Raw genomic sequence first — 11,124 nt, forward strand, 5'->3', positions numbered from 1 at the left:
ACTAAGAACACTCATCATTCCGCCTTGCCCAAGGCTTACAAAGAGGGTTTCCACCAACGCAACGGCTGGAGGGCTCTTCGATTACCCCCGATACGGGTGAAACTGTTTTTGCAGTCCGGGCGGGAATCGCGCGGCAGGCTTCAATCTCAGCGGACTTTCACGTCCTTGAGCGCGGGATCGCCGGGCGGAAAGCGCAGGCCCAGCTGCACCAGGGTGGCGCGGACCACGGTGGCGATCATCAGGTTGCGGTGGGTCTTGGAGTCGGCGGGCACCACCGTCCACGGCGCCCAGGGCGTGCTGGTGGCTCGCAGCAGGTCCTCGTAAGCCTGCTGGTACTGCTTCCACTGCTTGCGCGCCTCCAGGTCGTCGAGGTTGAACTTCCACTGCTTGGTCGGGTCGTCCAGCCGCGCCTGCAGGCGCTCACGCTGCTCGTTGCGGCCGATGTGCAGCATGAACTTGAGGACCACGGTGCCGGTCTGCGCAAGCAGGCGCTCGAAGTCGTTGATGTGGCGGTAGCGCTGGGCCGTCTGCGCCGGCGTGATCCAGCCCTTGACGGGCGGCACCAGCACGTCCTCATAGTGGCTGCGGTTGAAGAGGGTGATCTCGCCGGCCGCCGGGACCTGCTGGTGGATGCGCCACAGGTAGTCGTGGGCGCGCTCGGCCTCATTGGGCGCGCGCCAGCTCACGGTATGCACGCCCAGCGGGCTGATGCGGCCGAACACGCCGCGCAGGGTGCCGTCCTTGCCGGCGGTGTCGGTGCCCTGCAGGATGACCAGCAGCTTGAAGCGCTTGTCGGCGTAGAACAGGTTCTGCAACTCGTCGAGTTCCGCCGCCAGGGTCTCGACCAGGGCCTTGTCGCGCTGCTTGTCGCCGCAGGAAAAGGGCTTGGCGGCCGGGTCCAGGTCGGCCAGCGCCCAGGGTTTGCCGGATTTTTTGCCGGAGGGCGGCTGGCCGTCCATGCCGGTTGGCGGTGGCTGCCACCGGGCCAGCAGCCTGGCCAGTGCCTTGAGCTCCGCCTTGCCGGCCGCGGTGTCGGGGAAAAGAGGCGGGTCTGTGCGGGTGGTCGGCATCGATGTCTCCGGTCAGCGGTGGGCGGGCTTGCCGCTGTGATTGTGCCTGCCGTGCTTTTTCCCTGCTGTTGCCGCGGGCCGCGGCCCGGGAATAAACTGCATGGACGCTCTCACTTTTCCGCTTTTTCCTCTTCTTTTATATGACAGGCAATGACATGACCAGCTCCACTGCAGCGAACGCCGGCTCCCCGCTTCAAGTCCGGCCGGCCGCCGGCTATGCCGGAGACATCCCCGCGCGCCTGGCGTTTGAATGGATGCAGTCGGGCCAGGCCGTGCTGGTGGACGTGCGCACCGATGCCGAGCGCGAATGGGTGGGCTATGTGCCCGGCGCCGTGCCGCTGGCCTGGAAGCAATGGCCAGGCATGGCGATGAATGCGGGCTTTGACGAGGGGCTGAAGGCGGCGGTGCCCGCCGGCAAGAAGGCCGTGCTGCTATGCCGCAGCGGTGTGCGTTCGGTGGCGGCCGCCAAGCGCGCGGCGGAGCTGGGCCTGGAGGCCTACAACATCCTGGAGGGCTTTGAGGGCGAGGCCGACGAACAGGGACAGCGCGGCCACAAGGGCGGCTGGCGTTTGCAGGGCCTGCCGTGGAAGCAGGGATAAAAAATGCCCGGAATATCCCCGGCAATCCCGGGGTGGCCGTACCTTTTGTAACTTCGCCATGTAAGGCAATAGGTGAGAGTTTGGAAAAAATGAAGTGAATAGTTCACATTACTTTTTCTGAAAATTGGTGTATGGGGGTGACCCCTGTCAGTTCTGACAGGGGATAACACGTATCAATTTGTTTGAGCGCTTTCAATGGGGGTTCCTCTTTCTAACGGAGCTCCCCATGCAAGTACTCGAACGCGAACTTTCACCTGCCGCCAAGGCACCCATCAATCCCGCCCTGGGGGCCCAGCTGAGCCAGCGCATCGCGCGCGACTTCAAGCCGCGCTGGGACCAGCAATGGGGCGGGAAATTCATGCTCCATGGCCGCACGCCCGACTCCAACGCCATACGCCTGGACGGCAACGACTACCTGAGCATCACGGGGCATCCGCAGATCGTGCATGCTCAGGTCGAGTCCTTGCGCAAGGCGCAGGAGTTCGTGGTGCAGTCCGGCGTCTTCCACCTGAACCAGCATCCCACGCATGCCCTGGAGACGGCCCTGGCCGCCTGGGTCGGCAAGGACGACGGTTTCATCTGCCAGTCGGGCTACGCGGCCAACGTCGGCCTGCTGCAGGCGATTGCCGACGCGCAGACACCGGTCTACCTGGACACCCTGGCCCATGCCTCGCTGTGGGAAGGCGCCCACGCGGCGCGCGCGCCGGCCTTCGCCTTCCGCCACAACGACCCGGCCCACCTGGCGCGCATGATCGCGCGCAACGGTCCCGGCATCGTGGTGGTGGATTCGGTCTACAGCACCACCGGCGCCGTCAGCCCGCTGGTGGAAATGGTGGACGTGGCCGAGGCCCACGGCTGCATGATGCTGGTTGACGAGTCGCACTCGCTGGGCACGCACGGCCCCCAGGGCGCGGGCCTGTGCGCCGAACTGGGCCTGACGGACCGGGTGCACTTCATCACCGCCAGCCTGGCCAAGGCCTTCGCGGGCCGCGCCGGCTTTTTCACCGCCCCGGCCCATATGCGCTACTACATCCTGTGCTCGAGTTTCCCCAACATCTTCAGCTCCAGCCTGCTGCCGCACGAGATCGCGGGCCTGGCCGCGACGCTGGAGCTGATCCGGGGCAGCGACGACGCGCGCAAGCGCCTGCACGCGAACACGCGCCGGCTGCGCGCCTCGCTGAGCGAGCTCGGCTACCCCATTCACCAGGGCAGCCAGCAGATCATCGCGCTGGAAGTCGGCTCGGAAAGCGACACCATGGTGCTGCGCGACCGGCTGGAGGAGCGCAATGTGTTTTCCTCGATGTTCTGCGCGCCGGCCACCAGCGCCAAGCGCGCCATGATGCGCATGACGCTGAACGCCGGCCTGACCGAGTCGGAGCTGGAGCATGTGGAGGCCGTGGCCCGCGAGATCGCGCCCATCGTCAAACCCTGGGACTGGCCGATCGCGCGGCGCGCCCGGGCCGGCCAGGCCGAGGCATAGTTAGTCTTGCAGCTGCCGTTCGCCAGAGGTGGCGATAAAGCGCTCGTGGCTGGTCATAAAGCCCGGGCTGAAGGCCTCGCCGACGCTGAACAGCGCGGCGTGCAGCACGGCCGTGCCCGAGGCGATGGCGAAGGCCTGGCGCGGCTGCGGCTTCTGGCCGGCGCCCAGCGCCAGCTGCAGTTCGAGGTCTATGAGTTTTCTGCCCGCGGCCACATCCTGCACGGTGGCCGCGTCCCAGCCCTGGGACTCGGCGATCTCCGCGAGTTCGCGCAGGTTGGCCGCCGGCTCCAGTTGCAGCCAGCTGGCGCTGCCCTTGCGGTCCAGCGCCAGCACGCCGAAAGGCGCACCTATCACCACGTGCTCTATCCAGCCCTGGCGCAGCGCCAGGTTTTCGAGTTCCTGGGCGATGGTGGGCTCGCACAGCAGGGCGTGCTGCTCGCGCGACAGCGTGGAGCGCCAGGTCTGCTGGTGCCGCCCGTCGGGCTGGCGCAGCAGCGCCTGGATGGCGTCGGTCAGGCGCAGCCGGATCTCGGGGGACTGCTTGGGGATGAATTGCTCGATCAGCCCGCGGTTGAAGGCCGAGACGGCGAGCTGCTCGTCGGCGCGCCCGGTCAGCAGCACGCGCGCGCCGGACCAGCCCGTCAGCTCGCTGAGCACCCGCAGCCCGCTCATCGCCGGCATCGAGTAGTCGACCACGCAGACCTGGGTCAGCGCAAAGCGCGCCGTGCCGTCTTCGCGCCAGTACTGCAGGATTTGCGGGATCAGGGCCGCGCCCTCGCGCCAGCGGTTGATGATTTCCTGCTGGCGCCAGGCGTCGGCTTCCCAGCGCGCCGGCTCCTTGAGCAGCAGGTCTATGCAGGCCACGGGCCGCAGGAACAGGCGCACATACCAGTCCAGCGGCATGACCTCGGCCAGCATTTCAAGATAGTCCGGGTCGTCGTCCAGAAAGACCACGCCTCCCGGTCGGCGGTAGAGTGCAAAGGACATGTTTGTCGTTTTAGGGTGGGTTGTCAAAAGCAGTCGTACAAAGTCGCAAACAGGCTTTCAGGGGCATCAGGGCGCCATGGGCAGTTCAATGGTAAAAACGGCGCCCACGGCAAACTCGGATTTCACATGAATGTTGCCGCCTGCACTTTGTACCACTTGCTGGCAAAACGCCAAACCCAGGCCGTGGCCGGTGCCGCGGTTGCTGGAGAAAAAAGGCTTGAAAATCTGCGGCAGCAAGGCGGCGTCTATGCCCATGCCCTCGTCCGCCACGATAATGCGGCCGCGATACTGCGAATGGCCCACCTCGATGCGCAGCGCGCCGGCCGGGTATTTCGAGTCGGCCGCCATCAGGGAGTGCAGGGCGTTCTTGATCAGGTTGTCCAGCACCTGGGAAAACTGGGTGGCGGAAGAGCGGAAACTGAAATCGTCATGAATGATGACCTTGACACAGTCGCGCTGGCGGCTCGACTGGTAGGGATAGGCCACCACAACGTCCTGCACCACCTTGCTGGCCCATACCCGCTCGGTGTAGCGCGGCAGCTGCAGCAGCTTGGCATTGGCAATCTGGGTGTCGATCTGGTGGTTCATGTTGCGCACCAGGGCGTGCAGGCGCAGCGCCAGCTTGTCCAGCTGCTGCGCGCGCGGGTTGTCGGGCTGGCGCTGCACCTCCAGCTGGATCGCGTCGCCCAGCAGGGCCGCCGTCGACAGCGGTGTGCGAAGTTCATGGGCCATGATGCCTATGGTGGTCAGCGTGCTGGAGAGTTGCTCGCGCCGCAGGTTGGCCGAAGAGAGGTTGAGCACCAGCGCGATCGACCAGGCAAAGGCAAAGACCACGGCATGGACGGCGCGCTGCTCCGGCGGCAGCAAGGGAACCGCGGGCCCGATGGCCATGAAGGCCCCGAAGGCCAGCAGGCCCCCCGTGATGGTGCCCAGCGTGGCCAGGCGCCAGTCGGTCACGTGGTAGTAGATCAGCACCATGGCCGCCATGGTGGCCAGCCACACCGTGCTGCCGCTGTTGCACAGGTACATCCAGCTGAACAGCACCGGCAGTTCCACCCAGAACACCAGGCCGAACACCCTTTGCGCCAGGCGGCTGCTCGGGTCGTGGTTCACGCGCCGCGTCATCAGGCTGTAGCCCAGCAGGCTGGCCATCACGCGCAGGGGCAGGTTTTCATAGGGCTGGGGCAGCCAGGCCGACCAGATCCAGGCGAACAGGGCATTGCCCGAAAAAAAAGAAAGTCCCAGCCACCACAGACGCCGCGGCGATGGATGCAAAATGGGCTCCAGCGGGGCGAGTACCAGCTCCTCGCGCAGCCACTGGAGCAAGGGGCGCTGCGCCAGCCACGCGTGGAAGCGGGCGCTCCTCACTTTAAAGATCTCTCCAGCACAACAGGGAACCTGACTGATGATGCATTTGACATGTGACTGTATTGTCCTGGTTCTTTTTCCGTCAAGCTAATGCTATTACCTGCCAACTTTGACAGCGTGAGCCTCGATGGCGTCATCAGCGACTGGCTGTGCGCCCTGCGCGAATTTTCGGTCGAGGCCCTGATGGTGCTGGGCCCCGACCCTTTTGCGGGCCAGGAGGACCGGCTGGTGCTGGCCATCCACCCGCCGCGCCTGCTCGAGGCGGCCGAGGCCCTGGCCGAAAGCCGCGATTTCGGCGCTCCCTGGCGCGACTCCGATGCGCCCCTGGTGGCCTGGCAGGATATCTCCAAATCGGCTTTCGAGAGCCTGGGCCGCTGGCGCCGGCTCTGGCTGGCCCATGGCTACCAAAGCGTGGTGCGCATCGCCTTTCCGCTCACCGTGGGCCGCGCCTTCGAGTGCTACCTGTTCAGCCCGCGCCAGTGGCACGACCGCAGCGAGGCGGCCCTGCTGGCCTGGTCGGCGCTCAACATCTGGCCGCTGCTCAAGCGCGCGCTGGCCGAGGCGCGCAGCCCGCTGAGCCCGCGCGAACTCGAGTGCCTGAGCCTGGCCTTCCAGGGCATGACGGCGCGTGAAAGCGGCGAGCTGCTGGCCTGCAGCGAGCGCACCGTCAATTTCCACCTCTCCAATGCCATGACCAAGCTCAGGGTCGACAACAAGCTGGCCGCCATCCAGCGCGCCTGCTGGTTCGGCCTCATTTGAGCGGGTATTTCGCCCAGAGCCCTACTGGAAACCCCTAGGCCGCCGGCCGGGGCGCGGCGCCAAACCTGTTCATAATCCGCCAAATGACCTTCCTAGCGCTTGATGTGGGTAACACCCGCCTGAAATGGGCCCAGTACGAGGCGCCCGCGGCCGGCGCCAAACTGCTGGCACAGGGGGCGGTGTTCCTGGAGAACATCGACAGGCTTGCGGAGGAGGAGTGGAACGGCCTGCCCATCCCTTCGCGCACCCTGGGCTGCATCGTCGCCGGCGACGCCATCAAGCGGCGTGTGGCCGAGCAGATGGAACTCTGGGACGTTGCGCCGCGCTGGGTGGTCTCCAGCCCGCAGGAGGCCGGCGTGAGCAACGGCTACGACCACCCGGCCCGCCTGGGCGCCGACCGCTGGGTCGCCATCATTGGGGCGCGCCACCGCCTGCTGGCGCGCGGCGTGCACAAGCCCTGTGTGGTCGTCATGGTGGGCACCGCGGTCACCGTCGAGGCCATAGACGCCTCCGGCAAATTTCTGGGCGGCATCATCCTGCCGGGCCACGGCATCATGCTGCGCGCGCTCGAGTCCGGCACGGCCGGCCTGCATGTGCCCACCGGCGAGGTGCGCGACTTTCCCACCAACACCAGCGACGCGCTGACCAGCGGCGGCACCTTCGCGATTGCCGGCGCCGTCCAGCGCATGGTCGAAAACATCACGCGCCACTGCGGCGAGACGCCCGAGTGCATCATGACCGGCGGCGCGGGCTGGAAGATGGCGCCCAGCATGTCGGTGAAGTTCGAACTCGTGGACAGCCTGATTTTTGACGGCCTGCTGGAGATTGCCTCGCGGCGCTTTGCGGCGTAAAGCGCCCAGACCTCTGCTATTTTTCGTTTTCCATTCGCACCAGCAGGTTCGCCACATCCCTTTTCTGGAATTCGCTCAGCCTGGCGTCGCCCAGTATGTTTTCGAGTTCGGTTTTGGCCGGACGGACGGCGGCGATAGGCATCAGGTTCAATGCAGCCGCCGCCAGGGACACGTTCTCCCGGGTTTTCAGGTATTCGATGAGAGCAGGCGCGCCCGCTTCTGCGCGCGGGCCAAGCAATCTCAGGGAGTTCGCTGCAGCCATGCGATTGACCTTGTCAGTGTCGCTCAGGGCTTTGGCCAAAGTGCCGGTGGCCTTGTCGGGTGAGGAAGTGCCTGCGAAACCCAGGCTGATGATGCCAAGGAGCCGTGAAGGAGGAGAGGCATCCGTTGTGGCGGCCTGCAACTCCGGCACCACCGTGGCCGACCGGATCTTGCCCAGCCTGGCGAGCTGGACGAGCTTGCCGGCACCTGATTCCGACCGATAGCTGGCCAAAACGCCGTTGACAGTGGCTGGGACGTCCTCTTCCTGGACAGTCATCTCGAACAGTATCCACGCCAGGTCGTACTGGTTTTTTTCGGTCTTGAGCAGCAAATCCGCGACGCGGGGTGCCAGGGGATACGCCTTGGGCCCAAGTCTCCTCAGCTGGGTGCGCGTAGTGCTGAAATCCATCGCAGCGAGCGCCGCACTGGACGCCGCCGATATGCCCGGGAAGCCCGAGACCTGGCTGGGGCGTTCACGCTGCTCGATCTGTTTATAAATATGCTCCAGCAGTTGCGGGCTGGCCGGCTCAACCGGGGCCGGTGCCTGTCCCCAGCAGGGCAAGGTAAAAATGGTGATGAAGGCAAAAATGGCCAGATTGAAGCCGCGACCTGACGAACCCATGTACTTCTCCCTCGGTGTTATTGAATTTCAAATGGCAATCCGGCCCTGACCGCATCTCCGGCAATGGCGCGGCGGCCGTGGCGAAGGTTTTGCAGCGGAGAACCGCAGACCCTCGCCGCCTCCCGGAATATTACTCGCCCCAAGGCAGCATCAGCGTCACGATCGAAAGCTTGGCGAACTCGGGCACAAACTCGTCGATGATGCGCTGCGGCTCCGGGCACAGCGTGCTATCGGTGATCACGCCGAACTGCACGCCGCCGCCGTAGCTCAGGATGGAAACGCCCAGGCCCATGTCGCCCGACTGCGGCACCCAGAACATGCTTTGTTCCAGCGTGGAGCCGCAGAACTTGAGCTTCTCGCGCGGGCCCGGCACATTGGTCATGACCGCCGTGGTTTTTTTGGCGAACAGGTTGAGCATCATGTCCTGCGCCGGCTTGATGAGCAGGCCTGCCACCGCCAGCAGGCTGAAGGCCAGCAGCGGCTGGTAGCTCCCCTTGAGCGCGGCCATGCGGCGGCGCACCTCGTAGACGCGCTCGATCGGGTTGTCTATGCCTATGGGCAGCACCAGCGGCACCAGGCCGAAGCGGTTGCCCAGCTTGTGGGCCTGGTCCAGGGGCCGCAGGTTCACCGGCACCATGGCGCGGATTTCCTGGCCCGCCACGTCGTCGCCAAAGGTTTTCAGGTACTCGCCCAGGGCGCCGGCCACGCAACTGAGCAGCACGTCGTTGATCGAGCAGTTGAGCGCCTTGCCCACGGCCTTGACCTCGTCCAGCGGAATCGGCTGGCACCAGGCCACTTTTTTGGCGCCGCCGGGCTTGCCCTTGAGCCGCGTCTTGGAGTCGTCGGGCATCAGGGCCAGCGCGGCCGAGTCGGACAGCAGCTGGAACAGCACCTTGGCCATGTCGAAAGAGCCGCTCACGCCCTGCTCCATGCCTTTTTTCGGGTCGCCCAGCATGCCCAGCGAACGCGCCGCGCCTTCGCCCACGGCACCCAGCGCCTTGACCGTGATGTCGGTGAAGGGCTTGAGCAGGGTATCGGTGATCCAGTCTTCCGGGCCCGCGGCGGCGGCCTTCTTGCGCCGCTCGGGCGGCGGCGCGCCGCCGTCGACCAGCGACATGGTCACTGAAATCAGCGCGATGCCGTCGGCGATGCAGTGGTGGATGCGCACGATCATGGCGCTGCCCTTGACGCCGTCGGGTCCGGTGTAGTCCTCAATCAGGTGGATCTGCCACAGCGGGCGTTTCGGGTCCAGGCGCTGGGTGGCCAGCTCGGCCACACGGTCCTGCAGGGCCTGCTCCTGGTTGGCCGATTTCGGCAGTTTCTCGGCCACCACATGGTTGGCCAGGTCGAAATTGCGGTCCATCACCCAGGTGGCGCCGGCCGCGTCTTCCATTACGCGCTGCTTGAAGCGGTCGTACTTGAGCAGGCTGTTTTCAATACGTTCGCAGACCGCCGCGTGCTTGACGCCGGGTGCCAGCTGCCACACGCCCACGATCATCATGAGGTTGGCATCGTTGTCCATGCGCAGCCAGGCCGTGTCGACCTTGCTCATGCGTTCCCCTGAAATGCCCAGGGTTCCCGAGACGGCCCGCTTGACGTTCTTCTGGACGTTTTTTGCCACTTTCCGGCCGGCGGCCTGGGCGGTAACGCGTGTAACCATGAACACTCCCAAATGCAAAACTGCTGCGAATCCACCCCGGATGGGGTAAGTTCCCTATTTTGGCGGGAACGGCCTCGCTAAGATACCGGGCAGTTACCCCAAGCACCTCATTGGTGACCCACTTCTAAAAACGGAGATCCCTCATGTCAGACCTGAAAGCCGCATTCGACAAAGCCATGGCCGATTCGAAAAACCTCAGCGAGCGCCCTGACAACGCCACGCTGCTGAAGATTTATGCGCTCTACAAGCAAGGCAGCAGCGGCGACAACACCGACAAAAAACCCGGCTTCGGCGACATGGTCGCGCGCGCCAAGTGGGATGCCTGGAATAGTCTTAAGGGCACTTCGCAGGACGATGCCATGCAGCAGTACATTGATCTGATTGCTGATCTGAGCTAAAGCCTTCCGGTTTCGAACGAAAAAAGCGGCACAGCCCCGGCGCAAACTGCGTGGGGGCTGTGCCGCTTTTTTGTTGCCCGTAGGCGGCTTCAGTCTGCCTTGATATTGGCCAGCTTTACAATGCGGCCCCACATCTTGCGTTCGCTGTCACCCAGGGCTGCCAGCTCGGCGCCGCTCATGACCACGGCCTTGGCGCCTTGCTCTTCGGCGCGCTTTTTGAAGTTCTCCGATTCCACCACCTGCTTGATCGCCAGCGAGAGCCGGCCCTGCAGGTCGGCGGACAGGCCCGTGGGCCCATAGACCGCGAACCACGATGAGGCCACCAGCGGCACACCGGCCTCGGTGGCGGTCGGCACATTGGGCTGGGCGGCCAGGCGTGTGCGGCCGGTCACCATCAGCGCCTTGAGCTTGCCCGCGCGTATGTGCGGCAGCAGCGGCGGCGGCGTGGTGATGGTGAAGTCCACCGTGCCGGCCAGCAGGTCGGTCAGCGCCGGGCCGGTGCCTCGGTAGGGGATGTGCACCATAAAGGTCTTGGTCAGGTCCTTGAGCAGCTCGGTGGTCACGTGCTGCAGCGAGCCGTTGCCGCTGGAGGCGTAGTTGACCTTGCCCGGGTTGGCCTTGACGTACTTGAGGAAGTCCGCGAAGTTGTCGGCCGGGAAGTTGCCGCGCACCACCAGCAGCTGCGGCGCGTCGATCAGGTGGCCCAGGGGCTTGAGGCTGGTGGCCGGGTCAAAACCCGGCACCGGCTGGATCAGCGGCGTGATGCACTGGTAGCCCGAATACTGCACCAGCAGGCTGCTGCCGTCGGCCGGGCCGCGCGCCACCAGCTGGCCGGCGATGTTGCCGTTGCCGCCGCCGCGGTTGTCCACCACCACCGAGGTCTGCAAAATCTTGCCCAGCGGTTCGGCCAGCATGCGCGCCGCGATGTCGGTGGTGCCGCCGGCCGCCGTGGGCACCACCAGCGTGATGGGCTTGCCGGCGAGCTGCGCGCGCACCGGATTCAGCCAGGCGGCGGTGCTGAGCCCGGCGACGGTCAGCAGTGTCCTGCGGGAAATGAAAGTCATGGTCT

General features: G+C 65.3%; 11 protein-coding genes. 5 read left to right on the plus strand and 6 right to left on the minus strand.

From position 1 onward, the window contains the following. Positions 1–146 precede the first annotated feature (146 nt). Positions 147–1,070, minus strand: coding sequence for a PPK2 family polyphosphate kinase (locus AC1D09_RS01380; protein WP_477664451.1), 924 nt, complete (start codon positions 1,068–1,070; stop codon positions 147–149). Between the two features lie 155 nt (positions 1,071–1,225). Here AC1D09_RS01380 and AC1D09_RS01385 point away from each other — a divergent pair, with 155 nt between their 5' ends. Further along, a complete protein-coding gene (locus tag AC1D09_RS01385; RefSeq protein ID WP_477664452.1) occupies positions 1,226–1,669 on the plus strand; it encodes a rhodanese-like domain-containing protein in 444 nt (147 codons plus the stop codon). Between the two features lie 226 nt (positions 1,670–1,895). Continuing rightward, complete coding sequence (gene cqsA, locus AC1D09_RS01390) at positions 1,896–3,149, plus strand: alpha-hydroxyketone-type quorum-sensing autoinducer synthase (RefSeq protein ID WP_477664453.1); 1,254 nt, start codon at positions 1,896–1,898, stop codon at positions 3,147–3,149. Here the strand turns inward: cqsA and AC1D09_RS01395 are convergent, their stop codons facing one another. Together AC1D09_RS01395 and AC1D09_RS01400 are read right to left on the minus strand one after the other, a co-directional pair. Then, positions 3,150–4,136 (minus strand): response regulator, encoded by a 987-nt coding sequence (locus AC1D09_RS01395; protein ID WP_477664454.1) that lies wholly within the window; start codon positions 4,134–4,136, stop codon positions 3,150–3,152. Positions 4,137–4,202: 66 nt separating this feature from the next. Continuing rightward, positions 4,203–5,504, minus strand: coding sequence for a sensor histidine kinase (locus AC1D09_RS01400; protein WP_477664455.1), 1,302 nt, complete (start codon positions 5,502–5,504; stop codon positions 4,203–4,205). Positions 5,505–5,594: 90 nt separating this feature from the next. Here AC1D09_RS01400 and AC1D09_RS01405 point away from each other — a divergent pair, with 90 nt between their 5' ends. Then, positions 5,595–6,263, plus strand: a complete 669-nt coding sequence (locus AC1D09_RS01405; protein ID WP_074575918.1) for a helix-turn-helix transcriptional regulator — start codon at positions 5,595–5,597, stop codon at positions 6,261–6,263. A gap of 83 nt (positions 6,264–6,346) precedes the next feature. After that, positions 6,347–7,114 carry a type III pantothenate kinase gene (locus tag AC1D09_RS01410; protein ID WP_477664456.1) on the plus strand — a complete coding sequence of 256 codons (768 nt, stop codon included), beginning with the start codon at positions 6,347–6,349 and terminating at the stop codon, positions 7,112–7,114. A gap of 16 nt (positions 7,115–7,130) precedes the next feature. Here the strand turns inward: AC1D09_RS01410 and AC1D09_RS01415 are convergent, their stop codons facing one another. Together AC1D09_RS01415 and AC1D09_RS01420 are read right to left on the minus strand one after the other, a co-directional pair. After that, a complete protein-coding gene (locus tag AC1D09_RS01415; protein WP_477664457.1) occupies positions 7,131–7,997 on the minus strand; it encodes a HEAT repeat domain-containing protein in 867 nt (288 codons plus the stop codon). A gap of 130 nt (positions 7,998–8,127) precedes the next feature. Further along, positions 8,128–9,657 (minus strand): wax ester/triacylglycerol synthase family O-acyltransferase, encoded by a 1,530-nt coding sequence (locus AC1D09_RS01420; protein ID WP_477664458.1) that lies wholly within the window; start codon positions 9,655–9,657, stop codon positions 8,128–8,130. 143 nt (positions 9,658–9,800) lie between these two features. Here AC1D09_RS01420 and AC1D09_RS01425 point away from each other — a divergent pair, with 143 nt between their 5' ends. Then, positions 9,801–10,055 carry an acyl-CoA-binding protein gene (locus AC1D09_RS01425; protein WP_477664459.1) on the plus strand — a complete coding sequence of 85 codons (255 nt, stop codon included), beginning with the start codon at positions 9,801–9,803 and terminating at the stop codon, positions 10,053–10,055. An 89-nt stretch (positions 10,056–10,144) separates the two neighbouring features. Here AC1D09_RS01425 and AC1D09_RS01430 read toward each other — a convergent pair whose 3' ends face one another. Further along, a complete protein-coding gene (locus AC1D09_RS01430) occupies positions 10,145–11,119 on the minus strand; it encodes a Bug family tripartite tricarboxylate transporter substrate binding protein (RefSeq protein ID WP_477664460.1) in 975 nt (324 codons plus the stop codon). Between the last annotated feature and the right edge of the window lie 5 nt (positions 11,120–11,124).

The organism is Polaromonas sp. P1_A2 (genome assembly GCF_056406895.1).